Source organism: Streptomyces noursei (assembly GCF_001646665.1).
Lineage (GTDB): Bacteria > Actinomycetota > Actinomycetes > Streptomycetales > Streptomycetaceae > Streptomyces > Streptomyces lavendulocolor.
The window spans coordinates 1-17,152 of the sequence record NZ_LWBU01000200.1 but is presented as its reverse complement, the minus strand read 5'-3'; the positions used below and the strand labels follow the sequence as shown (position 1 = coordinate 17,152).

The window sequence follows — 17,152 nt, the reverse complement described above, 5'->3', positions numbered from 1 at the left end:
CCGCTCACCTCAGCCTGCTGGAGACGAGGATCGACACCAGGTGCAGCACCGTCTGGAGCAGCGCGATGCCGGCCAGCACGGCCACGCCGAGGCGCGAGAAGAACAGGTCGCCGCGGACGGTGTCGGCGACCGCCAGCACCACGATGAGCAGCGAGGCCTCGATGCCGAGGACGAGCCGGTGGAACTTCAGGGCCGCGGCGGCCCGGCGGGCCAGCGCCATACCGGACGAGCGCGGCTCGGCGGCCGACTCCTTGACCGGCGGCAGGCCGCCCTGGTGACGGGCGACGCCGACCAGGTCGGTCTCCGCCTTGATCAGGATGGCGCCCAGCGCGGCGAGGGTGCCGAGGAAGGCCCACAGCCAGTCGATGCGGCCGCTGCCCCACAGGTCGGCGGCGCGCAGGCCGAAACCGACCAGCACGGCCGCGTCGCACAGGTAGGCGCCCACCCGGTCCAGGTACACGCCGCCGAGGGAGAACTGCTTCTTCCAGCGGGCGACCTCGCCGTCGACGCAGTCGAGCAGCAGGTAGAGCTGGACCATGAGCGCGCCGAGCAGCGCCCCGGGGATGCCGGGGATCAGCAGGGCGGGGGCGGCGAGGACGCCCGCGAGCGTCATCACGTACGTGAGCTGGTTCGGGGTGACCCGGGTGGTGACCAGGAGACGGGTGATGCGCAGCGAGATCTCGCGCATGTAGAGGCGGCCGCCCCAGTGTTCGCCGCTGCGACGGTCCTTCACTCCCGCCGGATGGACGACCGGGCGGAGTTCAGCTACGGATGGTCTTGGCATAGTCGGCGTACGCGTCCCTGATCTGGTCGGTGGACAGGTCGAGGTGCTCGAGGATGGTGAAGCGCCCGGGGCGGGTCTGCGGTGCGTACCGCACGGCTCCGACGAACTCCTCCGGGGTGAACCCGATCTCCTCGGGCAGCACCGGCAGCCCGTGCCGGCGCAGGGCCTCGGCGAAGAGCCCGGACTCCTCGCGGGCGCCGCGCAGGTGCATCGCGAAGGCGGCGCCGAGCCCGACCTGCTCGCCGTGGAGCGCCGAGCGCGCCGGGTGGAGCAGGTCGAAGGCGTGGGAGATCTCGTGGCAGGCGCCCGACGCGGGCCGGGTGTCGCCGCTGATGGACATGGCGATCCCGGTGAGGACGAGCGACTCGGCCAGCACGATGAGGAACTCGTCGTCCACGACGGACCCCGGGTGGCGCAGCACCGCCTCGCCCGCCGTGCGGGCCATGGCGGCGGCCAGGCCGTCGACCTGCTCGCCGGTGTGCAGATGGGAGAGCTCCCAGTCGGCGATGGCCGAGATGTTGGAGATCGCGTCGCCGATGCCGGAGCGGACGAACCGCGCCGGGGCGTCCCGGATCACGTCGAGGTCGATGACCATGGCGATCGGCGAGGGGACGCCGTAGGAGCCGCGGCCGTTGTCGTTGTCGAGGGTGGAGACCGGCGAGCAGATGCCGTCGTGCGACAGGTTGGTCGCCACCGAGACCATGGGCACGCCGACCCGCGCCGCGGCGTACTTCGCCACGTCGATGATCTTCCCGCCGCCGAGGCCGACCACCGCGTCGTAGCGCTTGCCCTTGATGGCGTCGGCGAGGCGTACGGCGGAGTCGATGCTGCCGTCCTCGACGCAGTACCAGTCGGCGTCCGGCAGGAGCGGCGCGAGCTTCTCGCGCAGTGCCCGGCCCGAGCCGTTGCTGATCGCCATGGCGAGCTTGCCGGAGGCGGAGATCCGCTGGTCGGCGAGGAGGCCGGCCAGGTCGTCCATCGCCCCGCGGCTGATGTCGACGACGACCGGCGAGGGGATGAGCCGGGTCAGTACAGGCACGCGATCTCACGGCCCTTCGCGAGGTCGTCGTGGTTGTCGATCTCGACCCACTTGACGTCGCCGATGGGTGCCACGTCGATCTGGAAGCCGCGGTGCACGAGCTCCTGGTAGCCGTCCTCGTAGTAGAGGTCGGGGTCGCGCTCGAAGGTGGCCTTCAGCGCGTCCGCCAGGTCCTCGGCGGCCTCGGGCTCGATGAGGGTGACACCGATGTACTCGCCGGTGGCGGCGGCGGGGTCCATCAGCTTGGTGATGCGGCGCACGCCCTGGCCGTCGGCGGTGATGACCTTCATCTCCTCGTCGGCGAGGCTCTTCACCGTGTCGAGGGCGAGGATGATCCGCCGGCCCTCGCCGCGCGCGGCGAGCAGGGTCTCCTCCACGGAGACCGGGTGCACGGTGTCGCCGTTGGCGAGGATGACGCCCTGCTTGAGGACCTCACGGGCGCACCACAGGGAGTAGGCGTTGTTCCACTCCTCGGCCCTGTCGTTGTCGACGAGGGTGAGCTTCAGGCCGTACGTGGCCTCCAGCTCGTCCTTGCGCGCGTAGACGGCTTCCTTGCGGTAGCCGACCACGACGGCGGCCTCGGTGAGGCCGACCGCGGCGAAGTTGGCGAGGGTGAGGTCGAGGACCGTCCTGTCGCCGTCGACCGGCACGAGGGCCTTCGGGAGCGTGTCGGTGTAGGGGCGCAGACGCCGTCCGGCACCGGCTGCGAGTACGAGGCCGATCATGCGGGTTCTCCTTCGTCGTGTACGGCGGGTGCTCCGGAGGACACCCAGAAGCGGATCGACTCCACGAGCACGACCAGCGCGACGGCCACCGCGAGGGCGGTGAGCGCGACGGTGAAGCCGCTGCCCGCCGCCAGGACCGCGGCGAGGACCGCCACCGCCACCGTGCGGCCTTCGTGGCCGCCGATCGTCCGCACCAGCCACGCGGGCGGCGCGCCGGTGCCGCCGCGGATGCGGTAGACCGTGTCGTAGTGATGGTAGGCGACGGCCGCCACCAGCCCGAATGCGGCGGGCAGTGCCTGCGGGGCGTCCGAGCGGGCGGCCAGGACCAGGACGGTGAGGTACTCGGCGGCCCGGAAGACGGGCGGTACGAGCCAGTCGAGGGCGCCCTTGAGCGGGCGGGCGACGGCGATGCCGGAGGTGATCACGTACAGCAGGGCGGCGAGCGCCGGCCACGGGCTCTCCGGCGGCGCCAGCGCGGCGGTGGCGACGACGGCGGCGGCGCCCACGAGGGCGGTGGCGGCGGGGAAGGTCCGGGGCGCCTTGCGGAACGGCGCGGCGACGGCCAGGGCGAGCGGGCCGGAGTCCGCGAGGTCGGCCAGGGCGGCGGCGGCCCGGTCGGTGCGGCGGGCCTTGCGGGTCAGCGACCGCAGGAGGCGGCCGGCGGTGGTGTAGCAGGCGGCGAAGGCGCAGCCGATCAGCAGGGCCCAGAAGACGACGCGGGGGGTGGTGAGGGCCGTCAGGACGGCGATCATGGCCCAGCGTTCGCCGATGGGCAGGACTATCATCCGGCGTACCCAGACCGTCCAGCCCTTGGCGTCGAGCTTGTCGGATAGCGCGGCGGTGGGGCTGGTGTTGGCGGTGGCGTCGTGGTTGGCCTCGTTGAAGGAGAAGTCCACGACGTGACGGCAGGTCTGGAGCACCATCGCGCCGAGGGCCAGCGCCCACACGTCGTCGCCGCCGCGGGCGGCGCCGAGCGCGAGGCCCGCGTAGTAGGCGTACTCCTTGGCGCGGTCGAAGGTCGCGTCGAGCCAGGCGCCCATCGTCGAGTACTGCAGCGAGTAGCGGGCGAGCTGCCCGTCGGTGCAGTCGAGGACGAAGGAGAGCAGGAGCAGCAGGCCGGCCGCGACGTATCCGCCGCGCGTCCCGGTCGCCGCGCATCCGGCCGCGACGAGCGCGGTGAGGAGGGAGGCGGTGGTGACCTGGTTCGGGGTGAGGCCCCGGCGGGCGCACCAGCGGGCGAGGTAGCGCGAGTACGGGCTGATGCAGAAGGTGGTGAAGAAGCCGTCGCGCGCCTTCACGGCGGAGCGGAGGCGGACGGCCTCGTCGTCGACGGCGTCGACGGCGTCCCGGGTCTCCTTGCGGCTCTGCGGATCGGCGGGTACGGCGGCGACCAGCGAGCCCAGCTCGGGCCGGTGCACCTGGGTGCCGCCGGCCGCCAGCGCCTCGGCGAGACGGTCGGGCAGCGTCCCCGGCAGCCCGGCGTCCGGCCGGTCGGGCTCGGTCGCGGCGGCGGTGGCCGGCGCGGCGGGCGCGGCCCCGGCGCCGGCCGGGTCCGTGTCGGTGCCGGCGGTGCCGGTCGGGCCGGCGGCGGACGGAGCGGCCGTCGTCGCGGTCAGGGCGCGGGTCAGCGCGGGGCGGGCCTCGGGCTGGGCCGTGAGGGCGCCGGGCACCGCCCCGGCCGGGAAGCGGGGGTCCGTCAGGGCGAGGCGCAGCGCGTGGACGTGGCCCACGAAGCGCGCGTCGACGACCGCGACGCGCTCCGGGGCCGGGACGGCGGCGAGCAGCGCGGCGGCTTCCCGCTCATCGGCGGCGGACCGGACGTCGAAGCCCAGCGACCGCAGATCGCCCTCGAGCGGCGATCCGGGTACCGGAGGACCGGTGAGGATGGCGGTCGACAGACGAACTCACTCCTTGGAGCTGATCAGGGCTGGTGCACGGCGGCTCGGCCCGTGGCGGGCGGCGGCACGTCGGCAGAGGCTATCGGATGAACGGAAGCGAGAGTTCATCGAGGTTTCCCGGTGCCCGACGGCCGTGCGCCGGGACGCGATCATCATCGTCGATGGCCCCCTCGCCCCACAAACCGCGGTCGGCCGACCGCTTAGGCTGGCCGGCATGACGTGGATGATCACAGGCGGTACGGGATACATCGGCGCCCATGTGGCCAGGGCGATGGTGGAGGCGGGCGAGCGTGTGGTCGTCCTGGACGACGTCTCCTCCGGCGTCCCCGAGCGGTTGCCCGCCGGTGTCCCCCTGGTCCGCGGATCGCTCGGCGACCGTGACCTGGTGGACCGGACGCTGGCCGGCCACGGGGTGACCGGTGTGGTGCACCTCGCGGCGAAGAAGCAGGTCGGGGAGTCGGTCGAGCAGCCCCTGCGTTACTACCGGGAGAACGTGCACGGGCTGACCGTGCTGCTGGAGGCCGTGGTGGCCGCGGGGGTCGGGCGCTTCCTCTTCTCCTCCTCGGCCGCCGTGTACGGCGTACCGGACGTGGACCTGGTGTCCGAGGACACCCCCGCGGTGCCGATCAACCCGTACGGGGAGACGAAGCTCGCGGGCGAGTGGCTGGTGCGGGCGACGGGCCGGGCGCACGGCATCGCCACGGCGTGCCTGCGCTACTTCAACGTCGCGGGAGCCGCCCGGCCGGAGCTGGCGGACACGGGCGTGTTCAACATCATCCCGATGTTCTTCGACCGGATCACGCGCGGTGAGGCCCCCCGTATCTTCGGGGACGACTACCCGACGCCGGACGGCACCTGCATCCGTGACTACATCCACGTCGCCGACGTCGCCGACGCCCACCTCGCCGTGGCGCGGCGCCTGGACGGGCGCGAGGGCGACCTGACCCTGAACGTCGGCCGGGGCGAGGGCGTGTCCGTGCGGGAGCTGGCCGATCTGGTGGCCGAGGTCACGGGCGGCGGACGGGCGCCGGTGGTCGAGGCACGGCGGCCGGGGGACGCCGCGCGGGCCGTCGCGTCGGTCGACCGGATCACCGCGGAGCTCGGCTGGAGCGCCTCCCTCGGGGTGCGCGAGATGGTCGAGTCCGCGTGGGAGGGCTGGTGCCTGCGCCACCCGGAGGCCCGCGCCGCGGTACGGGTCCCGTAGCCGCAGGCCCCACCCGCACGCCGTCCCCCCGCCGCCCTGACCAGCGGCCATAACCGCAGGTCAGGGCATATGACAACGGTGTTCAGTACCGGCTTGCGGATACCCCCCACCCGTAGTTCACTGACCGGTGTCGTCGATCAGCGGGAGGCGCCCGATGGGGGCAAGGCACGGTCATGGACACGGTCACGGGCACGGCGGTCCGCCGCCGGCGGGGACGGCGGCCGCCGCGTACAAGGGGCGGCTGCGGATCGCACTGACGATCACCCTCGCGGTCATGGTGGCCGAGATCGTCGGCGGGTTCCTCGCCGACTCGCTCGCGCTGATCGCGGACGCGGCCCACATGGCGACCGACGCCGTCGGCCTCGCCATGGCGCTGCTGGCCATCCACTTCGCGGGACGCCCCGCCGACCAGCGCCGTACGTTCGGGTTCGCGCGGGCCGAGATCCTCGCCGCGCTCGCCAACTGCGTGCTGCTGCTCGGCGTGGGCGGCTACCTGCTCTTCGAGGCCGTGCAGCGGTTCATCACCCCCGCGGAGACCAAGGGCGGGGTGGCGATCGCCTTCGCGCTTTTCGGTCTGGTCGCCAACATGGTCTCACTCTCCCTCCTGGTGCGCGGGCAGCGCGAGAGCCTGAACGTCCGGGGCGCGTACCTGGAGGTGCTGGCGGACGCCCTGGGCTCGGTGACGGTGCTGATCGCCGCCGGGATCATCCTGGCCACCGGCTGGCAGGCGGCCGACCCGATCGCCTCCCTGGTGATCGGCCTGATGATCGTCCCGCGCACCCTGAAGCTGCTGCGCGAGACGCTGGACGTGCTGCTGGAGGCGGCGCCCAAGGACGTGGACATGGCCGAGGTGCGGGCCCACATACTGGCACTGCCGGGTGTGCAGGACGTCCACGACCTGCACGCCTGGACCATCACGTCCGGGATGCCGGTGCTGTCGGCACATGTGGTGGTGCACCAGGAGGCGCTCGACTCCGTGGGGCACGAGAAGCTGCTGCACGAACTCCAGGGGTGCCTCGGCGACCACTTCGACGTGGAGCACTGCACCTTCCAGCTGGAGCCGAGCGGTCATGCCGAGCACGAGAAGCTCTGTCACTGACCGCTGCTAGGGTTGGCCCCCGAACGTCGTTCCCAACGTCCGTCGTACCGGTGAGAGGAGCTGAGGTTGATGACCGTCGCGGTGACGGCTGCCCCGTGCAGCACCCGGTCCAGCATCGACTTCGGCTTCCGGGTTCTCGGCTGACCTGACCCACTGTCGGCCGGGGCCCGCTCTCACCAAAGGGTTTCCCACGTTGTCCGACAACGCTCTGTACGACGCCTTCTTCGCCCTGCACCACGGTCTCCCGCGGCAGGGTCCCGGTTCCGACGCCACCACCCGCCGGCTCCTCTCCCTCGCGACCCTCGCCGGCCCGCTCCCCGAGCGGCCGCGCGTGCTCGACCTGGGCTGCGGCCCCGGCCGGTCCGCGCTGCTGCTCGCCGGGGACACGGGCGCCGACGTGACGGCCGTCGACCTGCACGAGCCGTTCCTCGCCGAGCTGCGGCGGGCCGCCGACGCCCGCGGGCTCGGCGACGCCGTCCGGACCGTCGCGGCCGACATGGGCCGGCTCCCCTTCCCCGACGGGTCCTTCGACCTGGTGTGGGCGGAGAGCTCGGCGTACGCCATCGGCTTCGACCGGGCACTGCGCTCCTGGCGCCGGCTGCTCGCCCCCCACGCCACGGGGTCCGGGGGCGCGTTCGCCGGCGGGACGCTCGTCCTGACCGAGTGCGAGTGGACGACCGACAGCCCGAGCCGGGAGGCGCGCGCCTTCTGGGACCGGCACTACGCACTGCGCACCACCGCCGCCAACACCGCGGCGGCCGTCGCCGCCGGCTACCACGTGATCGGTACGCACCACCAGCCCGAGAGCGACTGGGACGAGTACTACGGGCCGCTCGGCGCGCGGGCCGACGCGGCCGACCCGGCAGCTCCGGGCATGGCCGAGGCGCTCGCGGCGACCCGCGCGGAGATCGCCGTGCGCCGCGCGCACGGCTCGGAGTACGGCTACACCGGGTACGTGCTGCGGCCCGCCGACCCCCGCTGGCGTACGCGGCCGGAGACCGGCGCGGACCTCGCGGCCGTGCGGGCGCTCACCGCCGCCGCGTTCGGGAGGGAGGCGGAGGCCCGGCTCGTCGACGCCCTCCGCGAGGACGCCTCCGCGTGGCTGCCGGAGCTGTCGTACGTCGCCGAGGCGCCGGACGGCACGGTCGCCGCGTACGCGCTGATCACCAGGTGCCGGGTGGGCGACGAGCCGGCGGCCGCCCTGGCACCGGTCGCGGTGGCGCCCGGGTACCAGCGGCAGGGTGCCGGACAGGCGGTGGTGCGGGCCGTGCTGGACGCCGCCCGGCTGGCCGGCGAGCGGCTGGTGCTGGTGCTCGGTCATCCGGAGTACTACCCGAGGTTCGGTTTCACGCCCGCCTCGCGGTTCGGGATCAGGCCGTCCTTCGACGTCCCGGACGACGCGATGATGGCGCTCGACCTGGACGGTTCCGGAAAGGTACCGCTGGGCACGATTCACTATCCGCGCGCGTTCGGTGTCTGATCCGACATAACGGGCGCGGGCCGTCGTGTGCCGACAAGCGGCTTTTGTACGGCAGACTGAACGATGCCCACAGGGCCGAGAACCGAAGCGAAGGATGGTTATGCCGACCACACCAGCCACCGCGGCGAACAGCTCGTCGAACGGGACCGCACCGTCGATCATGCTCGAACTGGTCGACGAGAACGGCACCACCATCGGCACCGCGGAGAAGCTGGCCGCCCACCAGGCGCCCGGACAGCTGCACCGGGCGTTCTCGGTGTTCCTCTTCGACGAGGAGGGGCGGCTGCTGCTGCAACGGCGGGCACTGGGGAAGTACCACTCCCCCGGTGTCTGGTCGAACACCTGCTGCGGCCACCCCTACCCGGGCGAGGCGCCGTTCGCCGCCGCCGCCCGGCGCGTCCACGAGGAGCTGGGGGTGTCGCCGTCGCTGCTCGCCGAGGCGGGCACGGTCCGCTACAACCATCCGGACCCCGCGTCGGGACTGGTCGAGCAGGAGTACAACCACCTCTTCGTGGGGATGGTGCAGGCCCGGCTGCGGCCGGATCCGGCGGAGGTGGAGGAGACGGCGTTCGTGACGGCGCGCGAGCTGGCCGACCGGCACGCGTCGGGGGCGTTCTCCGCCTGGTTCATGACGGTGCTGGACGCGGCGCGTCCGGCGATCAAGGAGCTGACAGGGGAGACCGGGGGCTGGTGACGGCCGGCCCGTCCGGTCCGGCCGGCCCCTCGGCTCCCGGGGGGCCGGCCGGCTCCGGAGGCACGGCCCGCACGACGGGCGCGAGCGCCACGGGGGGCGGGAGCGGTGCGGGGGGTGGAAGTGGCGCTGGGGGCGGAGGCGCGGCCACGGGGGAGGGAAGTGATGCGGGGGGCTGGGACGCCGCAGGAGGCCGGAGTGGCGCTGAGGCCTGGGACGTCACGGTGGTTGCGAGCGGTGCGGGTGGTCCGGGAGGGACCGCGGGTCTCAGTGGCAGCGCCGCCCAGATGATCTTTCCGCCCCGGACGGTGTGCTCCACGTCGCACTCCCCGCCCGCCTCCCGCGTGATCTCCCGCACCAGCAGCAGGCCGCGCCCGCCCGTCCGGCCGTAGTCGGTCTCCAGCGCCTTGGGCCGGTACGGGTGGTCGTCCTCCACCGAGAGCCGGACCCACTCCGCCCCTATCGCGATCTCCACCGTCAGCTCGGGCGACAGCAGTGCCGCGTGCCGGACGGCATTGGTCACCAGCTCCGAGACGATCAGCAGCAGGGCCTCGAAGACATCGTCGTCCTCGGCCATGCCTTGACGTTTCAGCAGGTCCCGTACGGCATGTCTCGCCTGCGGTACGGAGACGTCCACGGCGGGAGCGGTGAAGCGCCAGACCCCTTGTTGCGGAGGGGGCCCGGCCGGGACGCTCCCGCGGCTCTCCGTCGCCCGGTTTCCACCCTCGTGCTCGATTGTCGCCACGTTGTCGAGTGTTGGTACCGCACGCGGGCGGCCAGGACTACTGACCAAAAGTCAGCAGCTATTCGACGGATGATGACCGTACACGTACAACAGCATCGCGGGTCCGACCGTTCCCGCCCCTTCTTGACAGAGTGCCGGGTCCGGCCGGATAGCATCCGGCGCATGGAACAGCCGCAGCTGGAGCAGTCCGTCGCGGACGGTGTCGCCACCGTCGTCATCAGCAACCCCGCCAAGCGGAACGCCATGACGGCCGCGATGTGGCGGGCGCTGCCCGGACTGCTGGCGCCGCTGGCCGCCGACCCGGCCGTGCGCGTCCTGGTGCTCACCGGAGCGGGGCCGACGTTCTGCGCCGGGGCGGACATCTCGTCGCTGAGCGAGCCCGGTGACGAGCAGCAGTCCCTCGCCGTGCGTGCCGAGGAGGCGCTGGCCGCCTTCCCCAAGCCGACGCTGGCCGCCGTGCGCGGCTACTGCGTGGGCGGGGGCAGCCAGCTCGCCGCCGCCTGCGACCTGCGGTTCGCCGAGGAGGGGGCGCTCTTCGGGATCACGCCGGCCAAGCTCGGCATCGTCTACCCGTCGTCCTCCACCCGGCGGCTGGTGTCGCTGGTGGGCCCGTCGGCCGCCAAGTACCTGCTGTTCTCGGCGGAGCTCGTCGACGCCGACCGGGCGCTGCGCACCGGCCTGGTGGACGAGGTGCTGCCGACGGGGCAACTGGGCAAGCGGGTCGCGGAGTTCGCCCGGACGCTCGTCTCCCGCTCGCAGCTGACCCAGGCGGCCGCGAAGGAGTTCGCGGCGGGCCGCGCCGACCGCGACGCGTACTGGGCGGAGCAGGCGCGCGGCAGCGGCGACACCGCCGAGGGCATCGCCGCCTTCCTGGAGCGGCGGGCGCCGCGCTTCACCTACGGCGGCGCCGGCGGGGCGTGAGCCCGCGTCCCCCGCGGCCTCCGTCCGGTCGCCGGCGTCACCCTCCGGCCGGCACCCGGCCCATCTCGTCGCGCCAGAACGCGACGACCTCCGCCGGGGCCCTGTCCGGCGAACCGGCGTCGTAGGGGGGCTGGGGGTCGTACTCCGTGAGGAGCTGCACGGTCTGTGCGTGCCGGTCCCCCGCGATCCGGCCGACCAGGTGCAGGCCCATGTCGATGCCCGCCGAGACACCGGCGGCCGTGACGTACTTGCCGTCGAAGACGACCCGCTCCCCCGTCGGGTCGGCCCCGTACCGCTTCAGCTCGTCCAGCGCGAGCCAGTGGCTGGTGGCGCGGCGGCCGTCCAGGAGGCCCGCGGCGGCCAGGATCAGTGAGCCGGTGCACACGGACGTGGTCCAGGTGCTGGTGGCGTCGGCCGCGCGGAGCCACTCCAGCGTCTCGCGGTCGCGCAGGACCGGCCCCCAGTCGCCGCTGCCGGGGACGAGGACGACGCCGGGGGCGGCGACCTCGGCGAGCGTGCGGTCGGCGACCAGGGCGAGGTTCCCCTGGTCGTTGCGGACGGGTCCGCTCTCCTTGGCCACGAACACGGTCTCGGCGTCCGGCAGACGGCTGATGATCTCGAAGGGGCCGATGGCGTCGAGGGCGGTGAAGCCGGGGTAGAGGAGGATGGCGATCTGCATGGGCGTGGTCGTCCTTTCAGTGGGTGGGTACGGGTGGCGCGTGGAAGCGGCGCCGGTATTCGGCGGGCGGGGTGCCGAGTGCCTTGACGAAGGCGCGGCGCATCGCCTCGGGCGTGCCGTAGCCGGCCGCGCGGGCCACCTCGTGGACACCTCCGCGGGTGTCCTCCAGGAGGCGGCGGGCGTGTTCGAGACGGACACGCTCGACGTACCGGCCCGGGGTGATGCCGGTCTCCGCCCGGAAGGCGCGGGCGAAGTGGCGCGGTGAGAGGCGGGCGCGGGCGGCCAGGGCGTCGACGGACAGGTCGTCGGACGGGTGCTCGGTGATGAACCGCTGGACCTCGCGCAGCGGTTCGCGGTCGGCGGTCTGGGCGGCGAGCTGGGCGCTGAACTGGGCCTGGTTGCCGGGGCGGCGCAGGAAGACCACCAGATGGCGCGCGATGACGAGCGCCGCGTCGCGGCCGTGGTCCTCCTCGACCAGTGCCAGCGCGAGGTCGATGCCGGCGGTGACCCCGGCGGAGGTCGCGATGTGCCCGTCCCTGACGAAGATCGGGTCCGGGTCGACGTCCACCGCCGGGTGGTCGCGGGCGAGGTCGTCGCAGAACGCCCAGTGGGTGGTGGCGCGGCGGCCGTCCAGGAGGCCCGCCGCCGCGAGCAGGGACGCGCCCGTGCAGACGGAGACCAGGCGTTCGGCGTTCGGGCCGTGGGCGCGCAGCCAGTCGACGAGGCGCGGATCGGGGTCGAGGCTGCCCTCGCCCCCGGGGACCAGGAGGGTGTGCGGCCGGGGCGCGCCGGCCAGCGGGCCGTCGGCGGCCAGCCGCAGGCCGCTCTGGGTCCGGACGGGCGCGCCGTCGAGCGAGGCGGTACGGATCGGGTACGGGTCGGGGCCGCCGGTGACGTGCCGGACCCCGGCGAACACCTCCACCGGTCCGGTGACGTCCAGGCTCTGCACGCCGTCGAAGAGGACGACGAGGACGGGTCGCTGCGTCATGCCCCTCATCCTTGGGGGACGCGTCGCACGGCCGCAATGACGAAGAACCCACCTTTCCTGCCATCGCCTCCCCGGCCCCCGGCGACGTACCAACCAGTCGGTAACCTGGCGCCATGACGACTCTGCCGCCGCGCGCCGGACGCCGCTGCCACAACGCCCTGAACCCGCTCCACTCGACGGTCTACTTCTCGCCGGACTTCGCCGGGGAGCTGGCCGCGCTGGGAGTCACCGACTCGGGCGCCGCCTACTTCGCGGGCCGCGCGGCCGCCATGGGGGCGGTCGGCCCGGGGGTCGTCACGGCGTCGTTCTACAACTTCAACCACGAGCTCGTCGCCCGGCACCTGCCGGCCGTCTGGGACACCGCGTCCCCGCGGGCCGTGCTCGACGCCCGGCTGCGGGCGGCCGACTCCACCCTGCGGCGGCTGCTCGGCGAGGCGGCGGTCGCGTCGGACGAGATGGCGGAGGCCGCGCGGCTCGCCCTGCGCGCGACCGAGGCGTGCACCCGGCACGCCCGGCCGCTGTACGCCGCCCACGCCGACCTCCCGGTGCCCGAGGAGCCGCACCTCGCCTACTGGCACGCGGCGACGCTGCTGCGCGAGCACCGCGGCGACGCCCACCTGATCGCGCTGCTGTCCGCGGGGCTCGATCCGCTGGAGGCGCTGGTCAGCCACACCGCGACGGGCAAGGGCATGGCGCCCCGCTGGATCCTCGCCACCCGCGGCTGGCGGCGCGCCGACTGGGACGCGGCCGCCGAGCGGCTGCGCGCCCGGGGGCTGCTGGACGACCAGGGCGGACTGACGAGTGCGGGCGCCGACCTGCGCGCCGGGCTGGAGGACCACACGGACCGCCTGGACGCCGCTCCGTACGAGCACCTGGGCGCGGCGGACGTCGAACGCCTCACCGAGCTGGGGCGGGCCTTCCTCGGGGCGGCCGTGGCGGCGGGCGCGTTCCCGCAGGACCTGGCCGGCAAGGGCTGACGCGCCGGGCGGGCTGCCGGCCGGTGGACGCGCCGGTCCGGGCGGGCGCCCGGTGGGACATGACGTTTCGGCGCGGGGGCGACGGCAACACGCACAGGGCAATCACGAGCACTCGGAGGTGCCCCTTGCGTACGATCGCAGATTTCTTCCGCATGATCGGCTCTGCCGTCGCCACCGTCGTCACGCTGCCGTTCCGGCTCGTGGCGCGGCTCTTTGGCGGCGCCTCGCGGGGCGGAGGCCGGGCGCGCCGCGCCTGACGACGGGGCAGACGGACACGTCACGCGGTGACCCGGCAGAATGCAACCTCAAGCTGGCAGGCACGAGAAGGCGAGTCGGGACACCGTGACGACGTCCATCGAAGGCAGGATCGCCGAGGAGCTCGGCGTACGGGAGCGGCAGGTGAGGGCGGCCGTCGAGCTGCTCGACGGCGGGTCGACCGTGCCGTTCATCGCGCGCTACCGCAAGGAAGCGACCGAGATGCTCGACGACGCGCAGCTGCGCACGCTCGAGGAGCGGCTGCGGTACCTGCGGGAGCTGGAGGACCGGCGGTCCGCCATCCTCGACTCCGTGCGCGAGCAGGGCAGGCTCACCGAGGAACTGGAGGCGCGGATCCTCGCCGCCGACACCAAGGCGCGGCTGGAGGACATCTACCTGCCGTTCAAGCCCAAGCGGCGCACCAAGGCGCAGATCGCGCGCGAGGCGGGCCTCGAACCGCTGGCGGACGGGCTGCTCGGCGACCCGTCGGTGGAGCCGCTCGCCGCGGCCGCGGCGTTCGTCGACGCCGGCAAGGGCGTCGCGGACCCGGCCGCCGCGCTGGACGGCGCCCGCGCCATCCTCACCGAGCGGTTCGCGGAGGACGCCGACCTGATCGGCGAGCTGCGCGAGCGGATGTGGGGGCGCGGCCGGCTGGTGGCCAGGGTGCGGGAGGGCAAGGAGGAGGCCGGCGCCAAGTTCGCCGACTACTTCGACTTCGCCGAGCCCTTCACCGAGCTGCCCTCGCACCGGGTGCTCGCGATGCTGCGCGGCGAGAAGGAGGAGGTCCTGGACCTCGTCCTGGAGCCCGAGGAGCCGGTGGAGGGCCCTTCGTCGTACGAGGGGATCATCGCCTCCCGGTTCGGCATCGCGCAGCGGGGCCGGCCCGGTGACAAGTGGCTCGGCGAGACCGTCCGCTGGGCGTGGCGCACCCGCGTCCTCGTCCACCTCGGCATCGACCTGCGGCTGCGGTTGCGCACGGCGGCCGAGGACGAGGCGGTACGGGTCTTCGCCGCGAACCTGCGTGACCTGCTGCTGGCCGCACCCGCCGGTACGCGCGCGACGCTGGGGCTCGACCCCGGTTTCCGTACCGGCGTGAAGGTCGCCGTGGTGGACGCGACCGGCAAGGTCGTCGCCAACGACACCATCCACCCGCACGTGCCGGCCAACAAGTGGGACCAGTCGCTGGAGACCCTGGCGCGGCTCGCGAAGGAGCACGCGGTCGAGCTCGTCGCCATCGGCAACGGCACGGCGTCGCGCGAGACCGACAAGCTGGCGGCCGAGCTGATCGCCAGGCACCCGGAGCTGAAGCTCACCAAGGTGATGGTGTCGGAGGCGGGGGCGTCGGTGTACTCCGCGTCCGCGTTCGCCTCCCAGGAACTCCCGGACCTCGACGTGTCGCTGCGCGGCGCCGTGTCGATCGCACGCCGGCTCCAGGACCCGCTCGCCGAACTGGTCAAGATCGACCCGAAGTCGATCGGCGTCGGCCAGTACCAGCACGACCTGTCCGAGGTGAAGCTGTCCCGGTCGCTGGACGCGGTGGTCGAGGACTGCGTGAACGGTGTCGGGGTCGACGTCAACACGGCCTCGGCGCCCCTGCTGTCGCGGGTGTCCGGCATCGGCGCGGGCCTCGCCGAGAACATCGTGGCGCACCGGGACGCCAACGGCCCCTTCCGGTCGCGCAAGGCGCTCAAGGACGTGGCGCGGCTCGGCCCGAAGGCGTACGAGCAGTGCGCGGGCTTCCTGCGCATCCGGGGCGGGGACGACCCGCTGGACGCGTCCAGCGTGCACCCCGAGGCGTACCCGGTGGTGCGGCGGATGGTGAAGACGACGGGCGGCGAGGTCGCCTCGCTGATCGGCAACACGTCGGTGCTGCGCTCGCTGCGCGCGGACGACTTCGTGGACGAGACGTTCGGTCTGCCGACGGTCACGGACATCCTGCGCGAGCTGGAGAAGCCGGGGCGCGACCCCCGGCCCGCGTTCAGGACGGCCACCTTCAAGGAGGGCGTCGAGAAGATCGGCGACCTGGAGCCGGGCATGGTGCTGGAGGGCGTCGTCACGAACGTGGCCGCCTTCGGCGCCTTCGTGGACGTCGGTGTGCACCAGGACGGGCTCGTCCACGTGTCGGCGATGTCCCGGACCTTCGTCAAGGACCCGCGGGAAGTGGTGAAGCCGGGCGACGTGGTGAAGGTGAAGGTGCTCGACGTCGACATCCCGCGCAAGCGGATCTCGCTGACGCTGCGGCTGGACGACACCGCCGACTCCGGCGCCGACCCGGGCTCCGGTGCGCCGAAGCGCGAGCGGGGCGGGCGGCCGCCGCAGCAGCGGCAGGGCAGCGGCGGCGCCGGCGGCCGGGGCGAGCGGCGCGGCGGCGGCTCGGGCGGGGCGAGGAGCGGCGGCGGCGCGAGTGGCGCGAAAGGCGGCGGCGCGGGCGGCGAGCGGCGCGGTGGCGGGCGTCCGTCCACGGCTCCCGCGCCCGCGAACAGCGCCATGGCGGACGCCCTGCGCAAGGCGGGCCTGCTGGGCGGCGGTGACGGGAAGCCCGGCCGCGGCCGCTGACGCGCGGTGACATGAGGCGCGGCACCACCCTCCAGGATCGGGGGCGGTGCCGCGCCGGCGCGACTCAGGGGGAACCCGCGGAAAAAAACTTCGTGCGGGGCGGCAACCTCCGCCGCGCGGGCGGCGACCGGAGGGTGCAAGACATCCCCCTGAGAAGGAATCACCTACGTGAGTACCCCCACACCACGGCCCGTACGGCACCGCCGCAAGGTCACCGGGAAGCGGGCCGTGATCGGTTCGGCCGCCGCGCTGGCCCTGACCGGCGGCGCCCTCCTCGGCACCGGACTGCTCGCCCCGGCCGGCGCCGCCCCGTCCGGTACCGCCCCGGCCTGGCCCACCGCCCAGGGCAAGCCGGTTCCGGTCCCGAAGACCATCGAGGTCTCGGGCGTCCACGACGGCAAGATGCAGCGGTACACCGGCAGCGGCGCGCTGGGCGGCGGCGGCCAGGACGAGAGCCAGGACCCGCTGTTCAAGCTCAAGGACGGCGCCGTCCTGAAGAACGTCGTCCTCGGCTCGCCGGCCGCCGACGGAGTGCACTGCTCCGGCACCTGCACGCTGGAGAACGTCTGGTGGGAGGACGTCGGCGAGGACGCCGCGACCTTCAAGGGCACCTCGCCGTCGGCCACCTACACCGTCAAGGGCGGCGGCGCGCGGAAGGCCTCCGACAAGGTGCTGCAGTTCAACGGCGCCGGCCGGCTGACCGTGACCGGCTTCCAGGTCTCCGACTTCGGCAAGCTCGTCCGCACCTGCGGCAACTGCGGCAAGCAGTACAAGCGGACCGTCGTCATCAGCGACGTGGACATCACCGCGCCCGGCAAGTCCATCGTCGGCATCAACGAGAACTACGGCGACACCGCGACCCTGAGCAAGGTGCGCATCACCGGCGACAGCAAGAAGAAGATCAAGGTGTGCACCCGCTTCCAGGGCAACAACACCGGCAAGGAGCCCAAGGAGATCGGCAGCGGTCCCGACGGCAAGCACTGCCTCTACAAGGCGTCCGACGTCACCTACAAGTGACGGCGCCGCCACCGGCACGCCGCTGACCGGCCCGTGGGCCCCGCGAGGATCCCTTCGCGGGGCCCACCGGTGTGCTAGGTCGTGTCCGCAAAGT

At 73.6% G+C, this 17,152-nt stretch carries 15 protein-coding genes and 1 pseudogene; 9 read left to right on the top strand and 7 right to left on the bottom strand.

Going from position 1 to position 17,152, the window contains the following annotated elements:
* Positions 1-4: 4 nt before the first annotated feature.
* Genes A4V12_RS17025 through A4V12_RS17010 form a run of 4 tightly spaced genes read right to left on the bottom strand, consistent with a single transcriptional unit; the run spans position 5 to position 4,446 of the window.
* Positions 5-784, bottom strand: a complete 780-nt coding sequence (locus tag A4V12_RS17025) for a CDP-alcohol phosphatidyltransferase family protein (RefSeq protein ID WP_064070223.1) — start codon at positions 782-784, stop codon at positions 5-7.
* Positions 762-1,823 carry an iron-containing alcohol dehydrogenase family protein gene (locus A4V12_RS17020; protein WP_064070214.1) on the bottom strand — a complete coding sequence of 354 codons (1,062 nt, stop codon included), beginning with the start codon at positions 1,821-1,823 and terminating at the stop codon, positions 762-764. The genes A4V12_RS17025 and A4V12_RS17020 overlap by 23 nt, the downstream gene beginning before the upstream one ends.
* On the bottom strand, positions 1,811-2,548 hold the full coding sequence (locus A4V12_RS17015; RefSeq protein ID WP_064070213.1) for a sugar phosphate nucleotidyltransferase: 738 nt from the start codon (positions 2,546-2,548) through the stop codon (positions 1,811-1,813). Before A4V12_RS17015 ends, A4V12_RS17020 begins: the two co-directional genes overlap by 13 nt.
* Positions 2,545-4,446, bottom strand: coding sequence for a DUF5941 domain-containing protein (locus A4V12_RS17010; RefSeq protein ID WP_064070212.1), 1,902 nt, complete (start codon positions 4,444-4,446; stop codon positions 2,545-2,547). Before A4V12_RS17010 ends, A4V12_RS17015 begins: the two co-directional genes overlap by 4 nt.
* 214 nt (positions 4,447-4,660) lie before the next feature.
* Between A4V12_RS17010 and galE the strand changes: the two genes are divergently transcribed.
* From galE to idi, 4 genes are all read left to right on the top strand, one after another.
* Entirely contained in the window at positions 4,661-5,650 is a 990-nt protein-coding gene (gene galE, locus A4V12_RS17005) for a UDP-glucose 4-epimerase GalE (RefSeq protein WP_064070211.1), read from the top strand.
* A 154-nt stretch (positions 5,651-5,804) separates the two neighbouring features.
* Positions 5,805-6,749: a cation diffusion facilitator family transporter gene (locus A4V12_RS17000; protein WP_064070210.1), complete on the top strand. Its 945-nt coding sequence runs from the start codon at positions 5,805-5,807 to the stop codon at positions 6,747-6,749.
* Between the two features lie 193 nt (positions 6,750-6,942).
* Positions 6,943-8,229: a bifunctional class I SAM-dependent methyltransferase/N-acetyltransferase gene (locus tag A4V12_RS16995; RefSeq protein WP_064070209.1), complete on the top strand. Its 1,287-nt coding sequence runs from the start codon at positions 6,943-6,945 to the stop codon at positions 8,227-8,229.
* 100 nt (positions 8,230-8,329) lie between these two features.
* The gene (gene idi, locus A4V12_RS16990) at positions 8,330-8,923 is read left to right on the top strand and encodes an isopentenyl-diphosphate Delta-isomerase (RefSeq protein WP_064070208.1); all 594 of its coding nucleotides are present in this window, start codon (positions 8,330-8,332) and stop codon (positions 8,921-8,923) included.
* Positions 8,924-9,179: 256 nt separating this feature from the next.
* Here idi and A4V12_RS16985 read toward each other — a convergent pair.
* Positions 9,180-9,665: pseudogene (locus tag A4V12_RS16985) on the bottom strand (ATP-binding protein); the annotation flags it as partial.
* A 162-nt stretch (positions 9,666-9,827) separates the two neighbouring features.
* On the opposite strand from A4V12_RS16985, the gene A4V12_RS16980 reads away from it, so the two are divergent.
* Positions 9,828-10,586 carry an enoyl-CoA hydratase/isomerase family protein gene (locus A4V12_RS16980; RefSeq protein ID WP_064070207.1) on the top strand — a complete coding sequence of 253 codons (759 nt, stop codon included), beginning with the start codon at positions 9,828-9,830 and terminating at the stop codon, positions 10,584-10,586.
* Between the two features lie 37 nt (positions 10,587-10,623).
* Here A4V12_RS16980 and A4V12_RS16975 read toward each other — a convergent pair whose 3' ends face one another.
* Complete coding sequence (locus A4V12_RS16975; protein WP_064070206.1) at positions 10,624-11,265, bottom strand: DJ-1/PfpI family protein; 642 nt, start codon at positions 11,263-11,265, stop codon at positions 10,624-10,626.
* 16 nt (positions 11,266-11,281) lie between these two features.
* The gene (locus tag A4V12_RS16970) at positions 11,282-12,253 is read right to left on the bottom strand and encodes a GlxA family transcriptional regulator (RefSeq protein WP_064070205.1); all 972 of its coding nucleotides are present in this window, start codon (positions 12,251-12,253) and stop codon (positions 11,282-11,284) included.
* Positions 12,254-12,366: 113 nt separating this feature from the next.
* On the opposite strand from A4V12_RS16970, the gene A4V12_RS16965 reads away from it, so the two are divergent.
* The 4 genes from A4V12_RS16965 (at position 12,367) to A4V12_RS16950 (ending at position 17,058) form a co-directional block, all read left to right on the top strand.
* Positions 12,367-13,230 (top strand): SCO6745 family protein, encoded by an 864-nt coding sequence (locus A4V12_RS16965; protein WP_064070204.1) that lies wholly within the window; start codon positions 12,367-12,369, stop codon positions 13,228-13,230.
* Positions 13,231-13,355: 125 nt separating this feature from the next.
* Positions 13,356-13,487, top strand: a complete 132-nt coding sequence (locus A4V12_RS39500) for an LPFR motif small protein (RefSeq protein ID WP_267893201.1) — start codon at positions 13,356-13,358, stop codon at positions 13,485-13,487.
* Between the two features lie 85 nt (positions 13,488-13,572).
* Complete coding sequence (locus A4V12_RS16955; RefSeq protein WP_064070202.1) at positions 13,573-16,041, top strand: Tex family protein; 2,469 nt, start codon at positions 13,573-13,575, stop codon at positions 16,039-16,041.
* Positions 16,042-16,209: 168 nt separating this feature from the next.
* Entirely contained in the window at positions 16,210-17,058 is an 849-nt protein-coding gene (locus A4V12_RS16950; RefSeq protein ID WP_064070201.1) for a pectate lyase, read from the top strand.
* The last annotated feature ends 94 nt before the right edge of the window (positions 17,059-17,152 follow it).

Coding starts and splice junctions, on each gene's coding strand:
- A4V12_RS17025 (WP_064070223.1), bottom strand. CDS start 784: ATGCCAAGACCATCCGTAGCTGAACTCCGCCCGGTCGTCCATCCGGCG.
- A4V12_RS17015 (WP_064070213.1), bottom strand. CDS start 2,548: ATGATCGGCCTCGTACTCGCAGCCGGTGCCGGACGGCGTCTGCGCCCC.
- galE (WP_064070211.1), top strand. CDS start 4,661: ATGACGTGGATGATCACAGGCGGTACGGGATACATCGGCGCCCATGTG.
- A4V12_RS17000 (WP_064070210.1), top strand. CDS start 5,805: ATGGGGGCAAGGCACGGTCATGGACACGGTCACGGGCACGGCGGTCCG.
- idi (WP_064070208.1), top strand. CDS start 8,330: ATGCCGACCACACCAGCCACCGCGGCGAACAGCTCGTCGAACGGGACC.
- A4V12_RS16980 (WP_064070207.1), top strand. CDS start 9,828: ATGGAACAGCCGCAGCTGGAGCAGTCCGTCGCGGACGGTGTCGCCACC.
- A4V12_RS16975 (WP_064070206.1), bottom strand. CDS start 11,265: ATGCAGATCGCCATCCTCCTCTACCCCGGCTTCACCGCCCTCGACGCC.
- A4V12_RS16970 (WP_064070205.1), bottom strand. CDS start 12,253: ATGACGCAGCGACCCGTCCTCGTCGTCCTCTTCGACGGCGTGCAGAGC.
- A4V12_RS16965 (WP_064070204.1), top strand. CDS start 12,367: ATGACGACTCTGCCGCCGCGCGCCGGACGCCGCTGCCACAACGCCCTG.